Annotated in this window: 21 protein-coding genes; 4 read left to right on the top strand and 17 right to left on the bottom strand. The window is 68.1% G+C overall.

From position 1 onward, the window contains the following. The first annotated feature begins 64 nt into the window (after positions 1–64). Entirely contained in the window at positions 65–604 is a 540-nt protein-coding gene (locus tag ABD693_RS07035) for a phosphatase PAP2 family protein (protein ID WP_344696310.1), read from the top strand. A gap of 3 nt (positions 605–607) precedes the next feature. Here ABD693_RS07035 and ABD693_RS07030 read toward each other — a convergent pair whose 3' ends face one another. From ABD693_RS07030 to ABD693_RS07015, 4 genes are all read right to left on the bottom strand, one after another. Beyond that, positions 608–2,392, bottom strand: coding sequence for a methyl-accepting chemotaxis protein (locus ABD693_RS07030; RefSeq protein ID WP_344696309.1), 1,785 nt, complete (start codon positions 2,390–2,392; stop codon positions 608–610). 74 nt (positions 2,393–2,466) lie between these two features. Further along, positions 2,467–3,570 carry a cell division protein ZapE gene (gene zapE, locus ABD693_RS07025; protein WP_344696308.1) on the bottom strand — a complete coding sequence of 368 codons (1,104 nt, stop codon included), beginning with the start codon at positions 3,568–3,570 and terminating at the stop codon, positions 2,467–2,469. Then, entirely contained in the window at positions 3,567–4,034 is a 468-nt protein-coding gene (locus ABD693_RS07020) for a PaaI family thioesterase (protein ID WP_344696307.1), read from the bottom strand. The genes zapE and ABD693_RS07020 overlap by 4 nt, the downstream gene beginning before the upstream one ends. 57 nt (positions 4,035–4,091) lie before the next feature. After that, positions 4,092–4,877, bottom strand: coding sequence for a succinate dehydrogenase iron-sulfur subunit (locus ABD693_RS07015; RefSeq protein ID WP_344696306.1), 786 nt, complete (start codon positions 4,875–4,877; stop codon positions 4,092–4,094). Between the two features lie 120 nt (positions 4,878–4,997). On the opposite strand from ABD693_RS07015, the gene ABD693_RS07010 reads away from it, so the two are divergent. Next, positions 4,998–5,534, top strand: coding sequence for a biliverdin-producing heme oxygenase (locus tag ABD693_RS07010; protein ID WP_344696305.1), 537 nt, complete (start codon positions 4,998–5,000; stop codon positions 5,532–5,534). A 9-nt stretch (positions 5,535–5,543) separates the two neighbouring features. Here the strand turns inward: ABD693_RS07010 and ABD693_RS07005 are convergent, their stop codons facing one another. The 6 genes from ABD693_RS07005 to ABD693_RS06980 form a co-directional block, all read right to left on the bottom strand. Further along, positions 5,544–8,126: an HWE histidine kinase domain-containing protein gene (locus tag ABD693_RS07005; RefSeq protein ID WP_344696304.1), complete on the bottom strand. Its 2,583-nt coding sequence runs from the start codon at positions 8,124–8,126 to the stop codon at positions 5,544–5,546. A gap of 139 nt (positions 8,127–8,265) precedes the next feature. Then, complete coding sequence (locus ABD693_RS07000) at positions 8,266–8,721, bottom strand: peroxiredoxin (RefSeq protein ID WP_344696302.1); 456 nt, start codon at positions 8,719–8,721, stop codon at positions 8,266–8,268. Then, positions 8,718–11,399, bottom strand: a complete 2,682-nt coding sequence (gene glnE / locus ABD693_RS06995; protein WP_344696300.1) for a bifunctional [glutamate--ammonia ligase]-adenylyl-L-tyrosine phosphorylase/[glutamate--ammonia-ligase] adenylyltransferase — start codon at positions 11,397–11,399, stop codon at positions 8,718–8,720. Before glnE ends, ABD693_RS07000 begins: the two co-directional genes overlap by 4 nt. A 330-nt stretch (positions 11,400–11,729) precedes the next feature. After that, positions 11,730–12,368: a sigma-70 family RNA polymerase sigma factor gene (locus ABD693_RS06990; RefSeq protein ID WP_344696299.1), complete on the bottom strand. Its 639-nt coding sequence runs from the start codon at positions 12,366–12,368 to the stop codon at positions 11,730–11,732. Positions 12,369–12,434: 66 nt separating this feature from the next. After that, positions 12,435–12,575, bottom strand: a complete 141-nt coding sequence (locus tag ABD693_RS06985) for a hypothetical protein (protein WP_344696298.1) — start codon at positions 12,573–12,575, stop codon at positions 12,435–12,437. Positions 12,576–12,648: 73 nt separating this feature from the next. After that, the gene (locus ABD693_RS06980; RefSeq protein ID WP_344696297.1) at positions 12,649–13,452 is read right to left on the bottom strand and encodes a response regulator; all 804 of its coding nucleotides are present in this window, start codon (positions 13,450–13,452) and stop codon (positions 12,649–12,651) included. 232 nt (positions 13,453–13,684) lie between these two features. On the opposite strand from ABD693_RS06980, the gene ABD693_RS06975 reads away from it, so the two are divergent. After that, positions 13,685–13,909: a NepR family anti-sigma factor gene (locus tag ABD693_RS06975; protein ID WP_344696296.1), complete on the top strand. Its 225-nt coding sequence runs from the start codon at positions 13,685–13,687 to the stop codon at positions 13,907–13,909. 29 nt (positions 13,910–13,938) lie between these two features. Next, on the top strand, positions 13,939–15,492 hold the full coding sequence (locus tag ABD693_RS06970) for a sensor histidine kinase (protein ID WP_344696295.1): 1,554 nt from the start codon (positions 13,939–13,941) through the stop codon (positions 15,490–15,492). Between the two features lie 111 nt (positions 15,493–15,603). Here ABD693_RS06970 and tatC read toward each other — a convergent pair whose 3' ends face one another. From tatC to ABD693_RS06935, 7 genes are read right to left on the bottom strand one after another with little or no spacing between them, the layout of a single operon-like run. Then, positions 15,604–16,407 carry a twin-arginine translocase subunit TatC gene (gene tatC / locus ABD693_RS06965; protein ID WP_344696294.1) on the bottom strand — a complete coding sequence of 268 codons (804 nt, stop codon included), beginning with the start codon at positions 16,405–16,407 and terminating at the stop codon, positions 15,604–15,606. Then, complete coding sequence (locus tag ABD693_RS06960; protein ID WP_344696293.1) at positions 16,404–16,853, bottom strand: Sec-independent protein translocase subunit TatA/TatB; 450 nt, start codon at positions 16,851–16,853, stop codon at positions 16,404–16,406. The genes tatC and ABD693_RS06960 overlap by 4 nt, the downstream gene beginning before the upstream one ends. Before the next feature lie 15 nt (positions 16,854–16,868). Next, the gene (locus ABD693_RS06955) at positions 16,869–17,138 is read right to left on the bottom strand and encodes a twin-arginine translocase TatA/TatE family subunit (protein ID WP_344696292.1); all 270 of its coding nucleotides are present in this window, start codon (positions 17,136–17,138) and stop codon (positions 16,869–16,871) included. Positions 17,139–17,167: 29 nt separating this feature from the next. Continuing rightward, complete coding sequence (gene scpB, locus ABD693_RS06950) at positions 17,168–17,737, bottom strand: SMC-Scp complex subunit ScpB (protein ID WP_344696291.1); 570 nt, start codon at positions 17,735–17,737, stop codon at positions 17,168–17,170. Beyond that, on the bottom strand, positions 17,734–18,477 hold the full coding sequence (locus ABD693_RS06945) for a segregation and condensation protein A (protein ID WP_344696290.1): 744 nt from the start codon (positions 18,475–18,477) through the stop codon (positions 17,734–17,736). The genes scpB and ABD693_RS06945 overlap by 4 nt, the downstream gene beginning before the upstream one ends. A 10-nt stretch (positions 18,478–18,487) precedes the next feature. Next, on the bottom strand, positions 18,488–19,498 hold the full coding sequence (nagZ, locus tag ABD693_RS06940; RefSeq protein ID WP_344696289.1) for a beta-N-acetylhexosaminidase: 1,011 nt from the start codon (positions 19,496–19,498) through the stop codon (positions 18,488–18,490). 4 nt (positions 19,499–19,502) lie between these two features. Next, the gene (locus tag ABD693_RS06935) at positions 19,503–20,168 is read right to left on the bottom strand and encodes an SPOR domain-containing protein (protein ID WP_344696288.1); all 666 of its coding nucleotides are present in this window, start codon (positions 20,166–20,168) and stop codon (positions 19,503–19,505) included. Between the last annotated feature and the right edge of the window lie 2 nt (positions 20,169–20,170).

Here is a 20,170-nt window from a genome sequence, read left to right as displayed (position 1 = left end):
CGGCATTTCCGCTGGCCCGATCGAGGCCTAGGCCGGACGAGTTCCGATTCGAAAGGCCAGCCACATGCGCCGTTTCCTCCTCGCCACCACCGCCGCGACCATGGTCCTCACCGCCACGCCGGCCGAGGCGAGCAAGCGCGGCTGGGAGCGGGCCAGCAACATCAGCCGGACGATCGTGGTCGGCGCGAGCCTCGCCCTTCCCGCCTATCACGGCGACTGGCGCGGGCTCGGGGGCACCGCACTGGCGCTCGGCCTCACCGGCGCGGCCACCGCAGGCCTCAAATATGCCATTCCCGAGACCCGCCCCGACGGCAGCGACAACAAGAGCTTTCCCTCGGGCCACACCTCGCTGAGCTTCGCCGCCGCCGCCTCCCTCCACAAGCGCTATGGCTGGCAGGCGGGCCTGCCCGCTTACGCGCTGGCAAGCTTCACCGGCCTCGCCCGGGTCAAGGCGGACAAGCATTATGTCCAGGACGTGGTTGCCGGCGCGGCCTTGGGGACCGCCGGCGGCTGGCTTCTCAACAGCCGCCGCAACGACCGCGTCGAGTGGCTGCCCTGGGCCGACCGGCACGGCGCCGGCCTCGCGCTCACCACCCGCTTCTGACCCTCAGGCGGCGTCGCGCAGCGACTCGCCGTCGCCCGTACCTGCCCGCCGGTCGACCACCACCGCGACATTGCGCTCGCGACGGTTCCATTTGAACGTCTCGGCCCGCTCGACGAGATCTTCGGCGTCGCGCAGCAGCATCGCCGCTGCCGCGCTCGTCTCCTCGACCATCGCGGCATTCTGCTGGGTCGAGATGTCCATCTGCCGCATCGCCGAGGAGATTTCGGCGATCGCTTCCGACTGGGCCCTGGCATCGCTCGTCAGTCCCTCGATGAGATCGGCGACCTTGACGACGTCGGTGACGATGGCGGCGAACTGATCCTCGACTTCGCCGACACTCGCCGCAGCGACCGCGATCCGGTCGGTGGTCGTGGTCAACTGCTCGCGGGCATTACGCGCTTCCTGCTCGGCACGCGTGGCAAGCTGCGAGACGAGGTCGGCAACCACCGCAAAGCCCTTGCCCGCCTCCCCGGCATGGCCGGCTTCGACCGCCGCGTTCATCGCCAGCACGCGGGTCTGGAACGCGATCCGGTCGAGCGCCTCCATCACGCCATCGACGCTGGCCGCCGCCTCGCGCACTTCCTCCATCGTGGTTGCTGCCGAACGCGCCTTGTCACGGCCCAGTTCGACCGCGGTCCTGGCGCTGCCAGCGGATTGCGCGGTGCTCTGTGCCGCGTCGCGGGTCGAGGCGACGCGCTTGTCGACGTCGGTTAGGGCCGCGGTCGTCTGCTCGATCGCCGCGGCATTGGACTGGGTCCGGCTCGACAGGTCCGAGGACGCATCGGCGATCTCGCGCGCGGCGACGCGGATCGACCCCGCATTGCCGACCACGTGCTGGACCATGTCACGCAATGACAGGATCGCGCGATTGAGATTGTCGCCAATCGACCCGAATTCGCCTTCCAGCTCATTCTCGAGCACCTGCCGCAGGTCTCCATCGGACATCCGCCGGAGATGGCCGGCGAGCGCATCGATCATCTGCGCCTTCTCGGCCGCGTCGCGGCGATCGGCGGCCGCCCGTTCGTCCGCAGCGATAACGAAGTGATCGAACGCCTTGGCGAGCCCGCCGAGCTCGTCGTCGCGCTCGAGGTGCGGGATGTCGGCGCGCTGGCCGCCTGACAGCACGGTGGCGACCTCGGTCAGTTCGGACAATGGCTGAACCACGCGGCGGCGCAACAGCCGCCAATAGACGAGGACGCCGCCGAGCAAGGCGAGCCCGAGCCCGATGAGGACGGTGGTAGCGATCGTCAGGGCGCTGCCGGCCGTGTCGCGCACCTCCGACTTGAACCGGTTTGTTGCAACCAGCAGCGTCGTGATCGCCATGCGCTGGCCGTTAGAATCCTTTGCCAATGCCTCGAGCGCGTCGTCGTAACGCGACGGGTCGCCGCTCATCATGACCGGAATCGCTTTGGCATCGAGTGTTCGCCAGAAGCCGTCGGCGTGCCGCGTCACTTCCTCGAGGCCGGCGCGCACGTCGGGCTCGAGCTCGCGGCTCGCCCAATAGTCCTTCCGCTCCTCGTAGATCCGACGCATCTCCTTCAGCCGGACGAGCGCCGCGGCGCGCTTTTCCTCGTGGAGATAGCCTTCCATCGTCACTGCATAGGGTTCGACGACGAATAACGGCGGCGGCAGGATGTCGGCCTCGAGTTCCGCCGACAGCTCGATCGCACTCTCATGCGTGCCGCCGATCCGGATCGCATTCACCGCGACCGCGAAGATGATCGCGGTGACGAGCACCAGGCCGAGCAGGGCGAGGGACGCGGTACGAACCAGGCGATTGATGGTCATGACCGAAGGCTCCCGATGAAGGGACGTTACTTCCATCATAGAGGGCGTCGCCCAAGTCGGGCCGTGCCGCCGGCTCAGTCGGTGCCGTGGCCCTGCGCGAGATAATCCTCGCTTCGCATCTCCTCGAGCCGGCTGACCGTTCGCTGGAACTCGAAGGCCCCGGTGCCCGACGGATAGAGTCCCGCCGGCTCGGCATCGGCTGCCGCGAGCAGCTTCACCCGATGCTCGTACAATTCATCGACCAGGGTCACGAAGCGCGCCGCCTCGTTGCGCTTCTCGGGGCCCATCACCGGGATGCCGACCAGGATCACCGTGTGGAAACGCCGCGCCACCGCCAGATAATCGGCCGCGCCCCGCGCCTCGCCGCACAAGCGCTTGAACGAGAAGACCGCGACGCCCTTGAGGCTCTTGGGCACGTGCAGCGTCCGCCCGCCGCCGACATCGAGCTCCTCGCTCGGCACATGGGCCCGGTCCTCGACTGGATAGTCGGTGAGCTGGAAGAAGGCGCGCGACAGCTCGGCGGTGGCGGCCGGCCCATTGGGCACGTGCCAGGTGTCGACTCCGTGCAGACGGTCGAGCCGGTAGTCGGTCGGCCCGTTGAGGCTCAGAACCTTGAGCCGCTCCTCGATAAGGTCGATGAAGGGCAGGAACAGCTCGCGGTTGAGCCCATCCTTGTAGAGCTCGGACGGCGCGCGGTTCGAGGTGGTGACCACCGCCACCCCTTCCTCCATCAGCGCGGTGAACAGCCGCGACAGGATCATCGCGTCGGCGGGATTGTTCACCACCATCTCGTCGAAGCAGAGCAGGGTCGCCCCTTCGGCGATCGCCTCGGCCACCGCGAGGACCGGGTCGCCAAGGCCCTTGGCCCGCTCGGCCCGGAGCCGCTCGTGCACCTCGATCATGAAGGCGTGGAAATGGACCCGCCGCTTGGGCTCGACCGCAATCTGCTCGAAGGCGAGGTCCATCAGCATCGACTTGCCGCGCCCGACCCCGCCCCACAGATAGACCCCGCAGACATCCTTCTTGCGCCCGAGCAGCCGCGCGAAGAAGCCGCGGCGGAGCGCCAGTTCCTCGCCCAGCCGGTCGAGCTCGGCGACGGCGCGGGCCTGGTCGGGATCAGCCTTGAGCTCCCCTGCGGCCAGCAGCCGGCCATAGGCCGCGGCGACCGGTCCGCTCACGTATTGTCGCGGAGCTTCTTCAGCGTGCCCGAGAAGCTGTAACAGGGCTCGCCGTCCTGGCGGACCACCCCCTGGAGGAAGGCAAGGCTGCGGGTCTGCCGGACCAGCTCGACATGCGCGTCGAGCGGCTTGCCGGCCTGGCCGCGACCCATGAACTTGGTCGTGAGGTCGAGCGTCACATAATGCGCACGCCGCATCCCCGCGCAGCGACCGCCGCCGAACAGCGCCATGTCGATGAAGCTCATGACCATGCCGCCGTGCAGGCTGCCGCCGAGGTTGAGGTGACGCTCTTCCGGAAACATCCGGACGACCGCCTTGCCGGGGCCGTCGGGGCGGAAGATCATCTTGCCGGTCTGCGCGGCGAAGCTGTCGGGATGAAGCTCGACCCAGCTGTACCAGCCTGGGTGGTCAGGATCCTCGCGCGCGCCCGACGGGCGGGTGTCCATGTCTTCTGGGGCGTCCATGCGCGCGGGGTTAGTCGCCGAGGGTGGCGGGCGCAACAACGCACCCGCCCGCCTCGATCAGGCCGCGCGCTCGGCGATCAGCTTCTTGGTCTCGGCGATCGCCTTGGCCGGGTTCAGCCCCTTCGGACACACGTTCGCGCAGTTCATGATCGTGTGGCAGCGATAGAGGCGGAACGGATCCTCGAGCTGGTCGAGCCGCTCGCCGGTCATCTCGTCGCGGCTATCGGCAAGCCAGCGATAGGCCTGCAGGAGGATCGCCGGGCCGAGGAAGCGGTCGCCGTTCCACCAGTAGCTCGGGCACGAGGTCGAGCAGCAGAAGCACAGGATGCACTCGTAGAGCCCGTTCAGATGCTCGCGGTCCTCGGGCGACTGCAGCCGCTCCTTGCCGCTCGGCGCCGGGGTCGCAGTCTTCAGCCACGGCTGGATCGAGGCATATTGCGCGTAAAGGTGGCTGAAGTCGGGGACGAGATCCTTGATCACGTCGCAGTGCGGCAGCGGCGTGATCCGCACTTCACCTTTCACGTCCTCGATCGCGGTGGTGCAGGCGAGGCCGTTCTTGCCGTCCATGTTCATCGAGCACGACCCGCAGATGCCCTCGCGGCACGAGCGGCGGAAGGTCAGCGTCGGATCGAGCTCGTTCTTGATCTTGATCAGCGCGTCGAGGACCATCGGCCCGCACTCGTCGAGGTTCACCTCATAGGTATCGTAGCGGGGGTTCTGCCCCGTCTCCGGATCATAGCGATAGACTTTGAAGGATTTGACGCGGTTCGCGCCGGCCTCCGCCTTGTAGTGGCGACCCTTCTTGCTGATGACGCTATTCTTCGGAAGCGCGAACTCGGCCATTCTTGATCCTCTTGAGCTGAGGGCGAAATAGGAGCGCGGCGCGCGAAAGGCCAGCCCTTACAAAGGGCCGTATGGCTTGATCATTGCCAGCCGTCCCGCGCTTGGCCTAGCAGTCGCCCGATGGCTCCGACCCCCCGCTTCCAGCTGCGCGACGCGACCGCCGAGTGGCACGACCGGGTCGACGGCCTGTTCGCCCGTCTCGACCTCGGGAATCGCGAGGACTACCGGCGCTTTCTCGCGTCGCAGGCCGCGGCCCTGCTGCCGGTCGAGGAGTGGCTCGACCATCACGAGGCCGCACGCGTCCTCCCCGACTGGAGCTCGCGCCGGCGCGGCCACCTGCTACGCGAGGATCTGGCCGACCTCGACACCCCCGTGCCGGCGGCGGAGCCCATCGAAATTCCCGGCGACGACTCCGCGATCCTCGGCGCGGCCTATGTCCTCGAAGGATCGCGGCTCGGCGGCGCGATGCTAGTTCGGCAGGTCCCGGACGATCTCCCGCGGCGCTTCCTGTCGGGCGAGGGCAAGGGCGACTGGCGTGGCTTCGTCGCGCAGATCGACCGCCAGCTCACCGACCCTGCCGATCTCGCGGCCGCCATTGCCACCGCGCGAAGCGTCTTCACCGCCTTCGAGCAGGCCGGCCGCCGAACGCTCGGCTAGCCGCTCGCCTCAGTCCATGATCTCGCGATAGGCAGCGATGACATTGGCGGCGCTGTAGGGCTTGGTCAGGATCGGCCGCTGGCGGAAGCGCTCGTCGATCATCGAGGTGTCGCCATAGCCCGTCGCAAAGACGAACGGCACGCCCATCTTGTCGAGCGCCTCGGCCACCGGCGCGCTCTGCTCGCGCCCGAGATTGTAGTCGAGCACCGCGAAGTCGGGCTTCTGCACGTCGAGGAAATCGAGGGCGCTCGCGACGCTCGAGGCGACCTGCACATCGCTTGCGCCCAGCGACTGGAGCATCGCCTCGGCCTCGAGCGCGATCAGCAGATTGTCCTCGACCAGCAGCACCGCGCCGGTGATCCGGTCGAGCGGCACCTTGGCCTTGCGCTGCCGGGGAGCGGGCATGTTGCTCTTCAGGCTCGTCTCGCTGACCGTCACCAGATGGGCGGGCAGCACGAAGTCCGCGCGGAGGCCGTCGGAATCGAAGTGGATGGCGGCCTCGCCTCCCAATTCGTGCGGAATGGCCCGCTCGATGATGGTCGAGCCGAACCCGCGCCGGGTCGGCGCCACCACGGGCGCCCCGCCCTGTTCTTTCCACTGGATCGCGAGCCGCCCGTCGGCCAGCCGCTCGAGCCGGATCGCGACCTTGCCCGACCCGTCCTTGAACGCGCCATATTTGGCGGCATTGGTAATGAGCTCGTGCATCACGAGCGCCACCGTCGCGAAGGCGTCGGGCTGGATCGCGGCATCCTCGCCGATGACCGTCACGCGGTCGGCGTTCGGTCCGAGATAGGCCCCCGCCTCCACCCTGATCATGTTGGTCAGCGAGCGCGCGCCCCAGCCGCTGCTGGTCAGCTGATCATGCGCCCGCGACAGCGCGTGGACACGGCTGTTCACGTCATGGGCGAAGTCCGCGACGTCGGTGGCTCCGTCGGCGCACTGGCGCACCAGCCCGACGATGAGGTTGAGGATGTTGCGGACCCGATGGTTGAGCTCGGCGATCAGCAGGTCCTGCTGGTCGTTCGACACCTTGCGGCGCTTCTCGGCCTGATCGGTCAACTGGAGCATGATCTCGAGCAGCGAGATGCGCAGGCTCTCGGCGAGCTCGAGGTCGATGTCGGACCAGTGCGCCGACTGCCCGCGCACGATCTCGGCCCACTCGGCGAAACTGTCGCGCGGGCTCAGGCGAAGCGTCCCGTCTTCCGCCTGACGGACCGACTTGGTTGGCTCGCCACCCCAGCGGACCGTCGACACCAGTTCGGGCCGGAAAAAGGCGACATAATCGCGCGGCCGGCGCGACACCGGAATGGCAAGCACGCCCGCGACGTTCGCCTCATAGTCGGCGGCGGGGGGATGCACCCGCGACAATGCGTTGGTGTGATAAACCTGGCTCGCCGCCGCGCCATTGAGGAAGCGCATAAGATCGAGCGTCTCGGTCTCGCTCGGCGTGTCGCCGCCGAGCCGGAGCCGGCCGTCGACATAGGTCGCGATCCCCGTCGCGCCCAGCTCCGCCCCAAGCTCGGTAAGCAGCCCGAACAGGTCGTCGATCGAACCGTTCTGCGTCGATACCTGCGACAGCATTCGCGTGTGCCGGTCGCGCGCGGCCCGCTGCCGCTCGACCACCCGGCCGCGAACCACCGTCTCAAGCGTAATCGACAGGATGTTGGCGTAGAAGGCGAGCGACTGCTGCACGGGCATCGGCAGCGAACGCGGCGACGTGTGGTGGCAGCTGAGCAGCCCCCAGAGCCGCCCCTCGACCACGATCGACAGCGACATCGACGCGGTCACGCCCATGTTCTTCAGATACTGGATATGGGTCGGCGATACCGCGCGCAGCGTGCTCATCGACAGATCGAGCCGCTCGCCCATCGCGCCCAGCCGCGGCAGGACCGGGCTGTTCACCGCATGGACGTCGGCGATCTGGCGGATCGGGTTGCGAAGGTAGAGCGCGCGCGCCTGCGCCGGGATGTCGGTCGCCGGATAGCGCAAGCCCAGGAACGGCTCGAGATCGCGGCGACGGACCTCCGCGATCACTTCGCCGCTTTCGTCGGCGTGGAAGCGGTAGAACATCACGCGGTCGAAGCCGGTCAGCGCCCGGACGTGCCGTACCGCGAGATTGGCGAGGGTCTCGATCGTGTCGAGCTCGCGGACCTGCGCCAGCATCGCCTGGATGTTGAGCTGGAGCCGGTCGTCGCGCGGCGCCGCCGGCTCGCCCTCGATGACGACGCTGTCGCCGATGATGTGGACGCTGAGGTCGAGCTTGTGGGCACAGCTATCGATGGCGACGCCGCTCAGCACGTGCGGGCTCGCCCCCTGGCTCACCTGGAGCTCGGAGCGGATGTCGTGGAGGCAGCGGCGACCGAGCAGGTCGGCGGCGCTCCGCCCCACCATGGCCTCGCTGCTCTCGCCGAAATAGTCGACCACGTTGGCCGACGCGCGGCGCACGAGCCAGTCCGAGGCGAGCTCGATCAGGAAGCCGTGCGGCTGGATCTCGCCGAGGAACTGGATCTGCTCGAGCGCGCACAGGGCCGCCGCGTCGATCGAGAGCGCGCCGCTTCCGTTAGGCTCACTGCCATTGTCCACGGCTGCCACGGCACCGCCTTCAGTCAAATTCATCGCGGTACGCGCCCTACCTCAACCGCCTTGATCACTGGCATCTTTATGGATGCTGACGGTCGCGCGGACAATATAATCGGAGTTGCTAATTGGTAATAAAGGGATTTTCGCTTTTTTACGCGTCCGACGCGGCCTTGAGGACGGCGGCGGCATGCCCCGGCACCTTCACCTTGCGCCACGCCTTGAGCACCGTTCCGTCGGCCCCGATCAGGAAGGTCGAGCGCTCCATTCCCATATATTTGCGCCCGTACATCGACTTCTCGACCCAGGTCCCGAATGCCCCGCTCAGCGCCCCGTCGTCGACCGCGAGCGGCACCTTGAGGTCGTATTTGGCGATGAACTTGTCGTGGCTCTTCGCATCGTCGCGCGAGACGCCGATCACCTTGACCCCCGCCGCTGCGTAATCGTCCGCGAGCGCGGTGAATTCCTGCGCTTCCTTGGTGCAGCCCGAGGTGTCGTCCTTGGGATAGAAATAGACCACGACCTTGCCGCCCGGCGCCGCGAGATCGACCGTCTCGCCGCTCGTGGTCGCGACCGCAATGCTGGGGGCCTTCTGTCCTTCGTCGATCATTCGCCTGTCCTCACCTTGTTCCAGCGCGCCGCGATCCGCGAACGCGCCGCATCGAGCGCCGCCAACAGCGCATCCCAGTCTTCCTGTCCACACAGCTTTGCAACCAGCGGCTGGCTCGCTTCCGACAGGGCCACGGCGCCCGGCGCGACCAGCCGCATCACCACGAGGAAGCCCGAAAGCAGCCGCAGGTCGTCGACCGCCACGGCGTCGATCAGCCCCGCCCCGGCCAGGGCAGCGATTGCCACCTCCAGCCGCGGATCGAGCCCGACGCCGGTGGTCAGCTGCAGCGTGTGGATAGCGAACTCGAGATCGACCAGCCCCCCTTCCCCCTGCTTGACGTCGAGCGGTCCGACCGACGGCTTGTGCCGCGCCATCTGGAGCCGCATCGCCGCCGCGTCCTCGCGGACCTTGGCCGCGTCGTGGCCCGTGCCGAGGATCGTCTCCAGCCGCGCCCGCACCCGCTCCTGGAAGGCGGCACTGCCGGTCATCGGCCGGGCCCGGCACAAGGCGAGATGTTCCCAGGTCCACGCCTCGGTCCGCTGATAGGCCTCGAAGGCATCGAGGCTGACCGCGAGCAGCCCCTTCTCGCCCTGCGGCCTCAGCCGCGTATCGACGTCGTAGAGCGGTCCGGCGGCCGTCGGCACCGACAGGGCCGCCACGATCCGGCTGGCGAGCCGATTGTAATAATCGGTGCCCGCAAGCGCGCGCCGGCCGTCCGAGCGGCTGCCCTCGGGGCAATCCCACAGGAAGATGATGTCGAGGTCGCTGGCGTCGGTCAGCGCCTGGCCGCCGAACCGGCCAAGCCCGAGGATCGCCATGTCCCCGCCCGCGATCCGCCCGTGGCTCTCGGCGAATTCGGCGGCGACACGGTCGGCGAGCACGCGTACGGCCGCTTCAGCGAGGTCGCTGTAGCCCTTGGCCATGGTCAGCGGGCCGCGATAGCCCGCGATCAATTGCACGCCGAGCGCGAAGCGCCGTTCGCCGACCAATCGCCGCACGCGGTCGAGCGCCTGGTCGAGCCCGTCCTCGGCGACCTCCGTCGCGAAACGGCCCGCCAGTGCGTCGGCGTCGGGCGGAACCGCGAAGCTGCTGTCGTCGATCAGCCCGTCGAGCAGGGTCGGGCGCCGCGCCAGCTGGTCGGCGAGCGCGGGCGCCTGCGCAAGGATCAGCGCCAGCGTGTCGGCGAGCGCCGGCCGCGCCTCGAGCAACCGGAAGAAATTGACCCCGCTCGACAGTCGCTCGACGATGTCGCTGAAGCGGTTGAGCGCGCGATCGGGATCGGGCGCGGCGGCAATGCGCGGCAGGAGGCCCGGGAGCATCGCCTCGAATGCGGCCCGCGCGGGAGGCGACCGAAGCGAGCGCGCCCGCCCGCTGCGCCACTCGGCGACCCGCCGCGCCGCGACGGCGGGATCCTTCCAGCCCATTGCCGCAAGCTCGGCCTGCAACGACTGGGCGTCGCTCGGCAGATGCTCCTCGTCCGTGCTGACCAGTTCGTCGAACAAGCGCCCGACCGCCTCGACATGCGGCGCGAGCGAAGCCAGCAGCGCCGACTCGTCGGCCATCCCCGCAAGCCCCGCCACCGCGGTCAGCCCTCCGCCGTCGGGCAAGCGGTGCTCCTGCCGGTCGTCGATCATCTGCACGCGGTGCTCCGCGGTGCGCAGCGCGCGATAGGCCTCTCCGACGTCGCGCCCGACCGCCACCGGCATCCGCCCGGCCGCGACCAGCGCCTCGAGCGCATCGAGCGTCGCGGGCGTTCGCAGCGCCGGTTCGCGTCCGCCGTGCACCAGTTGCTGGACCTGCGTGAAGAATTCGGCCTCGCGGATCCCGCCGCGCCCGCGCTTGAGGTCGAAGCCCGGCCCGAACTTCTGCCCGCTGGCATAATGATCGCGGATCCGCAGCGAAATGCCGCGGATCTCGTCGATCGCCCCGAAATCGAGCGCCCGCCGCCAGACGAACGGCCGGATCTCCTCGAGGAAGCGCTCGCCGAGCGCTCGGTCCCCGGCACAGCAACGCGCGCGGATGAACGCCGCCCGCTCCCACGGCAGCGCCTGGCTCTCGTAATAGGAAATGGCCGCGTCGACCGGGAGCGCGATCGGGGTCGCTTCGGGCGAGGGCCGGAGACGAAGGTCGACCCGCGCAACATAACCATGCTCGTCGCGCACCTGCAGCAGCTCGATGAGGCGCCGCCCGTAGCGCACCGCCGCCTCGGCCGGATCGTCCCGCGTCCGCCTCGCCAGCGTCCCGGGATCGAACAGCAGGATGAGGTCGACGTCCGAACTGTAATTGAGCTCGCGGCTCCCGAGCTTGCCCAGCGCCAGCACGGTCATGCCCTCGCTCGTCGCGCCCGGCACGCGCTCGGCGATGGCCATGCCCAATGCCTCGTCGATCGCCCGGTCGGCAAAGTCGGACAGCGCGGCGGTCACTTCCTCGAGGCTGAGTTCGTCCGCGAGGTCACCGAGCGCCGTGGCCAAGGCCAGCCGCTGCCGCTCCTTGCGCAATTTTTCGCCGCCCGCCGCGCCGGTATCGGCCACCAGTGCGAGCGCCGCGGCGCTGCCGTCGCGAACGAAGGTATCGGCGACATCCGCCTGCCGCTCGATCAGGCCCGCGAGGAACGGCGACCAGCGTCGCGCGCGCACAATGGCCTCCTCGCGCGCCAGTGTCCCACGATCAACACTCATGATCGGAGCAAGTCATCCAATGTCGTGGGGGCAACAATCCCAAGCTTCTTGCGTTGAGCAGCCGAATGAAACCCGCATCTTCCTCGAAGGCGGCGGCGCGTATGCAAGATGACCAAATGGATCGGCGTATCATTAGGGTCGAGCTACCGCCTGCACATGCCGGTGTCACCGCTGCTTTGCGGCGTGCCTTCGCGGGCGCGCCCTTGAGCAACGATGATCGTGCGTTCGACGACCTTCTCGCACGACTCGGGTAGACACCCTGAAACAAGAAAAGCGCGGCGCTCCTGAATTGGAGTGCCGCGCCTTTTTCTTCGTTCCGGACCGGAAAACTCAGCCTCGATTGCCGGCCAGCTCGTCGACTTCGCCCATGATCTGCGCCAGCGCGCTGTTGTTGGGATCGGTCTTGTGCTGGCGCCGGCTCGGAAGCTTGCCGCCGCTCAGCAATTGCTCGAGCGCGACCCGGCCGCGCGCCACGCGGCTCTTGATCGTGCCGACCGCGCAGCCGCAGATTTCCGCCGCTTCCTCATAAGCAAACCCACCCGCACCAACGAGGATCAGCGCCTCGCGCTGCGGCTGCGGCAGATGAAGCAGGGCGCGCTGCATGTCGCCGAGCTCGACGTGCCGGTCCTGGCTCGCCGGGGCGGCCAGAAGCTTCGACGCGGTGATCTCGTCCCATTCGCCCTTGAAGCGGGCACGCCGCATCTGGCTGAGGAACAGGTTGCGAAGGATGATGAAGGTCCAGGCACGCATGTTGGTGCCCGCCTGGAAGCGCTTGCGCGCCGCCCAGGCCTTGAGCAGCGTTTCCTGGACGAGGTCGTCGGCCAGATCGCGGCTGCCCGAGAGCGAACGGCCGAACGCGCGCAGGTGCGGAATGACCTGCGCAAGCTGCTGCTTGAATTCGGGATCCGACAGGGGAACCGGTTCGGCCCGCGCCGCTTCCGCGGGTTGCTGATCTAGTTCGTCGTTCAACGGTCCCCGCCCATCTTCAAATTCTTCAGCTGCCGCGCCGTCGATCGACGATGCCATGCTGTCCACTTAGGACGCTAGCAAATAGATGATCGCGAAAGCTAGGATGACAAGCCCCAGCCCGCCGAACAGGGCGACCCGAGCGACGCCCGGCGTGGTGCCGGCGCGCGCTTCGGTTCCGGTGAGATGCTCCGGACGATCTTGATTCATGGAAACTCGGCACTCCGATAAGATTTGAAGCGCCAACGCAACGATGGGAACCGCAGTTCCCTTTGTTGGTGCTTCAACCCGCCGGAACGGTCGCCGAATCGAAGAACAGCGCCTGCGCGATCGCCGCCTTCACCGTCGCGCGCTGGAACGGCTTGGTGATGAGGAAGGTCGGCTCCGGACGGGTGCCGGTCAGCAGTCGCTCGGGGAAAGCGGTGATGAAGATCACTGGCACCGCGAATTCGGCAAGGATGTCGCGCACCGCGTCGATCCCGCTCGAATCGTCGGCGAGCTGGATGTCGGCGAGGACCAGGCCCGGCGGGTGGGCGCGGGCCTGCGCCACCGCCTCGTCGCGGGTCACGGCGACGCCGGTGACATTATGGCCGAGGTCACGGACGATCGTCTCGATGTCCATCGCGATGATCGGTTCGTCCTCGATGATGAGAACGTCGGCGAGGGTCTGGCGCTCGATTTCGCTCAGCGCTTCCTGGACCAGATTGTCGACTTCGCCCGGCTGCGCGCCGATCAGATAGCCGGCGTCGGTCGCCGAAAAGCCCTCGAGCGCGGTCAGCAGCAGCGCCTGGCGCGACAGCGGGGTGATCCGACTGAGGCGGGCCTGCGCGATCGCCTCGGGATTGCCGGCGTCGTCCATGTCCGAGTCGGCGCCTTCCTCGATGTTGGCGGTCGACCAGATGGCGTGGAAGGTCTTGTAGAGGCCAAGACGCGGCTCGACGTCGCGCGGAAAGCTGTCGGGCGCGGCAACGATCGCTTCGAGGGCCGCACGCACGAAGGCGTCACCGTGGGTCTGGCTGCCGGTGAGCGCGCGCGCATAGCGCCGGAGGAATGGCAGATGGGGCGCAAGTTCCTGGCCTAGCGACATGGGTATGCGTTGCTCCTGGGTAAAAGAATTGGTGCCCCTATTGGAAGCGGGGGGCCGAAACTGCAACCCTCGCCACATTGGTGCCGCAATGGCAATCGGGCAGATTGTTACGGTTGACGGAACAAAGCTGTTTCGCTTTGGTTTCATCGCCGGGCAGCCTTCCAATTGACGCGGGGGCTGCCTGACTTTTAGGGGCGTATACGCGTTCTGCGCACAACCTGAGGAACATGCATTGCGCCAGGCAACGCAACTGCGGGAGGGGATTGAGGGCTTGAGTGCGGACAATGGCGATCGGCCTAAAAGCCCGAACGAAGCCTCGAACGTGAAGAAGACACCGCCCAAGCGTGGCGGGTCCGGCCCCGACGACGTCGGCCGGGCGCTTCGTAGCGCCTACGACGAAGCCCTTCGCGAAGACGTTCCCGACGACTTCCTCGATCTGCTCGGAAAGCTGAGTTGACCGCGCGCCGGCGCCCCTGACGAATTTTTATGTCTAGATTGAGAAACTGGTTCCAGCAGCTTCCTACTGCCAGCAAGCTGTTGCTTCTGCTGACGGCGGCGATTCTGCCGCTCGGGCTCGTGCTTGTTGCGGCCGCCACCAGCGGGATCAACCAGGCCAATGACGCCATGGGCGCGCGGGCGACCGACCAGGGCCGGCTCGCGGTCCGGGCGGTCGACAGCCTCATTGCCCGCAATATCCTCGCCCTCCGCATTGCGGCCAGTGGCGCGCTCGACGGTGGCGCGGAACCCTGCCGCCGGGTCGAGCGGGCGCTCAGCGTCGCCAACAATCCGCCCGAAAACTTCCTGCTCAGCGACAGCGTCGGCACCCAGATCTGCTCGCCCGGCGTGCCCGACGATGGCGAGCGGCCGAACCTGCTTGTCGCGCCGGGCCAGGTCCGGCTGTGGCTCTCGGTTCCCCGCAACCGCGTTTACTACAAGGTCGGTGTCTACGGCGGTTCGGCGACCGGTTCGATCAGCCGCGAGGAAATCCGCGACGCGCTTGAATCGTCGCGCACCGGTCCCGGCAATCTGCTCCTGTCGGACTATCAGAGCGAGATCCAGATCACGACCGGCGGCGAGACGCCGGCAAGCTTCGGCCGCACCGAACGCGCCATCTACTCGGTCGAGCAGCCGATTGCGGCCGGCCAGATCCGCGCGCATGTCGATATCGCGGTCGACAAGATCGCCGAGGTCGACCGGCTGATCATCCTTCTTCCGCTGCTGATGTGGATCGTCGCCGCGCTACTCAGCTGGATCGTGGTCCGCACCTTCCTGCTCCGGCCGCTTCGCCAGATCCAGCAGAGCATCGTCGCCCACGACCCCGCGTCGGGACCGCTTCACCTTCCCGAGAAGCTCGGTTCGGCGATCGAGATCCGCCAGCTCGGCGACAGCTTCGTCCGCGCGTTTGAGCGGATCGGCACCAGCGAGAAGACGATGGCCGAAGCGCTCGAAGGCCAGCGCAAGCTCGTTCGGGAAGTCCACCACCGGGTGAAGAACAACCTGCAGGTGGTCGCTTCGCTGCTCAACATCCACCGCCGCAGCGCGACCACCGAGGACGCCAAGGACGCCTATTCCTCGATCGGGCGCCGGGTCGATGCGCTCGCGGTGGTCCACCGCAACCACTATGCCGAGCTCGAGGAAAATCGCGGCATCGCGCTTCGCCCGCTGCTGAGCGAACTCGCCGCCAACCTCCGCGGCTCGGCCCCCGCGGGAGCGCACATGATCGACATCGGCCTTGACCTCGAGAGCCTCAACACGACGCAGGATGTCGCGGTCGCCACCGCTTTCTTCACGACCGAGATCGTCGAACATGCGATGCTCAAGGACCCGGAAGCGCCGGTGACGCTGACCCTGCGCCGGACGAGCGATCTCAGCGCCCGTTTCACCCTCGCCACCACTGCCCTCGCCGCCGAGGTCCAGTCGGCTCCCGAGCATCAGCAATTCGAGCGGATCATCGCCGGCCTCGCCAAGCAGCTGCGCTCGAATCTCGACCGTTCGCCGGGCAGCTACAGCGTCGATCTTCCGGTCTTTCCGCCGCGCTGAAATATTTTTGGGCCTAAGCGGGAACCCCCGCCATGCCCCACCGTTTTACACCTCGGATAGCGACCTTTTGCCCCCCCGCTCTCGCTGTCCGCTTACACGGGCCCGAAGTCGTCAACCCTCCCCCCCCCCGGTGACGATTTCGGGCCCGCTTTGCGTCTTGGCCGCTTCGGCCTTGCGCCGCGCCGCCCGCCAATGCGTGATCCGGATGGCCAGGATGGCAAATTCATAAAGCGCGTAGAGCGGCACCAGCAGCAACAGCATCGACACCGCGTCGGGTGGGGTCAGCACCGCCGACACCGCCGCGCAGGCGACGATCGCGTGGCGCCGCTTGGCCGCCAGCTGCTCGCGGGTGACGATCCCCGCGCGCTCGAGGATCATCAGCAGCACCGGGGTCAGGAAGGCGACCCCGAAGCCGAACAGGAAGCGCGTGACGAAGGACAGGTAGTTGCCGACCCCCGGCAAGGCTTCCTGCTCGACGCCCCCGACGTTGCCCTCGAAGCTCAGCAGGAACTTCAAGGCCCACGGCATGGCGACGAAATAAGCGAACAGCGCGCCGGCCGCGAAGAAGAAGGGCGTCATCACCAGGAAAGGCAGGAACGCCTTCTTCTCCTTCACATAGAGCCCGGGCGCGACGAACCGCCAAATCTGCGTCGCGAACACCGGGAAGCAGAGCATCAGCGCGGCGAACAGCGCCACCTTCACCTCAGTGAAGAAGGCCTCGAACACGTCGGTGTAGATGAGCTTGCCCTGCCCCGCCGCGAGCAGCGGCTGGACCAGCAGCCCGAAGATCGGCTTGGCGAAATAGAGGCACAGCATGAATGCCGCGACCAGCGCCGCGAGGCTGACAAGTAGGCGCCGTCGCAATTCGACCAGATGGTCGAACAACGGCTGCTTGGTCTCGTCAATGTCCTTCATGGCAGCTCGCGCCGGTGATGCTCGGGCTCGGGCAGCGGCAGCGGCGGCTCGTCGCTCGCCGCGATCTCGTTGGTGCCGAGCGACGTCGAAGCACGCTCGTCCGATCGCTCTCCGACGTCGCTCGGAGCTGCCGGATCCTGGGAAGGCGGCCGATCGAGCGGCATCATCACCGCGCCATGCTCCTCGCTCGCGCCGGCATAGGGCAGCGCCACGGGATGCTCGCGCATGATCCGCTCATTCTCCTCGCGCCAGCGCTTCTCCATTTCCTCGAGTTCGGCCTCGCGCATCATGTTCTCGATGCCCGAGGTGAAGTGCCGCGCATGCGCCTTGGCGCGACCGACCCAGCGGCCGACCAGCCGCATCGTCGAAGGAAGCTCCTTCGGACCGATGAAGATCAGCGCCAGCACGGCGACGATGAACAGTTCGCTGCTGTCGACGCCGAACATCGGCGTTTCCCCGGCTTAGCGGGGAGTCGTGTCGGACGGCGGCGGAGTGACCGGATCGGCGACGCGGGGATTGGGCGTCACGTCGATCGGCCGCTCGGGGCTACCGATCCGGCGCGCTTCCTCGGCCTTGCGCTTGGCTTCCTCATCGTCGTCGGAAAGCCCTTGCTTAAAGCTCTTCAGCCCCTTGGCGACGTCGCCCATCATGGCCGAGAAACGGTTGCCGCCGAACAGCAGCAGGATGAGGATGCCGAGAATGAGCCAGTGGAAGAGGCTGAAGCCGCCCATGGGTAAGAACTCCGTTGAAGATGGGCTACTTAGTCGTCTTGTTCGCCGCTTTCCAGTTGCAGCATGAGGCTCGTCTCGTCCACCGGATCGAGCAGCCCCGCCGCCTGGAGGTCGTCGATCCCCGGCAGGTCGCGGCGGGTGGCGAGCCCGAAGTGGGTCAGGAACTCCCCCGTCGTCGCATAAAGGAGCGGTCTTCCGGGACTTTCGCGCCGCCCCGCCGGCCGCACCCAGCCCGCTTCCATCAGCACGTCGAGCGTGCCCTTGGCGGTCTGCACCCCGCGGATCGCCTCGATCTCGGCGCGGCTGACCGGCTCGTGATAGGCGATGATGCTGAGCGTCTCGGTCGCCGCCCGGCTCAACCGCCGCGGCTCCTCGCGGGTCCGGCGAAGCAGGTGCGCGAGGTCGGCGGCGGTCTGGAAATGCCAGCGCCCGCCGCGCTCGACGAGGTTGATCCCCCGCCCCGCATAGCTGTCCGCCAGCCGCGCCAGCGCGCCCTTGAGGTCACCCTCGCCCGCATAGGCCTCGATGTCGGCAAGGGTCAGCGGCTCGGCGGCGGCGAACAGCACCGCTTCCACCGCCCGCTCGTAATCGCCGCTCACGCCCGTGCCACCCGAAGCTCGAGCGGCGCGAAGGGCGCTTCCTGCCGCAATTCGACCCGGCCCTGCTTGGCCAGCTCCAGCGCCGCGACGAACGACGAGGCGAGCGCCGAGCGCGCATAGACCGGATCCTGGCTCGGTTGGAGGAACCGCTCGAGCCGGGTCCACTCGATCGCGCTTCCGACCAGCGCCGACACCCGCTCGATCGCTTCCTCGAGCGTCAGCACCGCCCGCCGTGCGACCACGTGCATGACCGGCGCCGAGCGCGCCCGCACCTGACCGTAAGCGGCGGCGAGCTCGAACAGCGACACGTCCCACTTCGCCTTGCGCACCTGCCGCAGCCCCTCGGGCGCGCCCCGCACGAACACGTCGCGGCCAAGCCGGTCGCGCGCCATCAGCCGCGCCCCCGCCTCGCGCATCGCGTCCAATCGCTGCAACCGGAGTTGCAGCCGCGCCGCCAGTTCCTCGGGGCTCGGGTCCTGCTGCGGATCCTTGGGCAGCAGCAGGCAGCTTTTCAGATAGGCCAGCCACGCCGCCATCACGAGATAATCGGCCGCGATCTCGAGCCGCAACGCCTTGGCGCCCTCGAGATAGTCGAGATATTGTTCGACCAGCGCGAGGATCGAGATGTGCTTGAGGTCGACCTTCTGCGCCCGCGCGAGGCTGAGCAGCAGGTCGAGCGGCCCCTCCCATGCCCCGAGATGCAGCTGAAGCGTCTCGTCGGCGTCGGGGATCAGGGTCATGGGCTGCGCTTCAGGCCAGCGCCAGCAGCTCGTCGCGGACCGCCGCGGCCTCCGCGAAATCGGGGCCGTCCGAGCCGCCGAGCATCGCGCCCGCCATCGCCCGCGCCAGCCGCGCCTCGGCCTCGAGGGTCAGCGGCCCGACATGGCGGGCGACATCGACCATCTCGTCGAACTTGCCCGAGCAATGCAGCGTTAGGTCGCAGCCCGCCGCGATCGCCGCCGCCGAGCGTTCGCCCGCCGAGCCCGACAGCGCTTCCATCCCGATGTCGTCGGTCATGAGCAGGCCGGCGAAGCCGATCCGCTTGCGGATGATTTCCTCGATCACATAGGGCGACTGGCTCGACGGCCGCTCGGCGTCCCACGCCTCGAACAGGATGTGCGCGACCATTCCCATCGGCGCCTCGCGCAGCGCTTCGAACGGCTCGAGGTCGATCTCGAGTTCTTCGGCGGAAGCGCGGACGAGCGGCAGTTCCTTGTGGCTGTCGACCGTCGCCCGGCCATGGCCCGGCATGTGCTTGACGACCCCGACCACCCCGGCCGACGCCATGCCGTCGAGCACCGCCCGGCCGATCGCCGCGACCTGCATCGGCTCGGTGCCATAGGCCCGGTCGCCGACGATCTGGTCGGCATCGGGTTGGCGCACGTCGAGCATCGGCGCGCAATTGACGTTGATGCCATGCGCGGCGAGCAGGAGCCCGATCGCCCGCGCGTTCATCCGCGCCGCCTCGATCGCCGAGGAAGGCGCGGTACGGTAGAGCCGGTCGAACGCCCCGCCTGCCGGAAGCGCCGGCCACACCGGCGGCTTCATCCGCATCACCCGCCCGCCTTCCTGGTCGATCAGGATCGGCAGGTCGGCGCGGCCGTGGAGGTCGCGCAGCGCCGCGGTCAGCGCCTTCAACTGCTCGGGATCGCCGCAATTGCGCGCGAACAGGATGTAGCCCGCCGGATCGACCTCGCGGAAGAAGGCCGTCTCGTCCTCGGTGAGCGTCAGCCCCGACAGTCCATAGATTGCCGCCTGCATCGGCTCAGCGCACCAGGAAGCAGGCGTCGCCCGCGGCCTTGAGGAGCTGGCACGCCGCGCGCGCCTCGTCGGCACTGCCGAACACCGCGCGGAGCCGCTGCCCCTTCTGATAGGGCACGATCACCTTGCCCGCCCCCGCGATCGCCGGGAAACGGCCCGCGAGGCTGTTCCAGGCGGCATTGGCCTGCGCCGGATTGTCGTAGAAGCCGAGCTGCACGCTCGGGCCCGACGGAGCGGCGGGCGCAGCCGGCGCGGCCGGCTTGGCGGCCTCGGCCTCGGCCTCGGCAACCGGAGCCGGCTCCTTGGGCCGGGGCTTGGCGATCGCTTCCTCGGGAACGGCGTCGAGGTCGAGCTGTCCGTCGATATCCTCGCCCGCACCCGTGGCGAAGGTCGTCTCGCTGTCGCCCGCGACGTTGATCCCGCCCGGGTCGGTCGGCTTCACCTTGTACGGCCCCGGCTCGGCGCGGACGAGCTCGGGCGGTCCGCTGCCTTCCTCGGCGTGGCGCTTGCCGATCCAGTAGAGCGTGCCCGCGACCAGCCCGGCCGCGACCAGCACCACCAGAATGGCCGCGAGCATCTTGCGCGCCGACAGCGCGGGCGGTTCGTCCTCGTCCTCGACCGGCTCGAGCCACGGCAATGGCTCGCCCGTCACCCCTCGCGATGTCGCCATGA

The sequence above is a fragment of the Sphingomonas rosea genome (assembly GCF_039538065.1).
GTDB classification, from domain to species: Bacteria; Pseudomonadota; Alphaproteobacteria; order Sphingomonadales; family Sphingomonadaceae; genus Sphingomicrobium; species Sphingomicrobium rosea.
The sequence above is the reverse complement of the archived record's forward strand: the minus strand, read 5'-3'. Positions and strand labels throughout refer to the sequence as shown.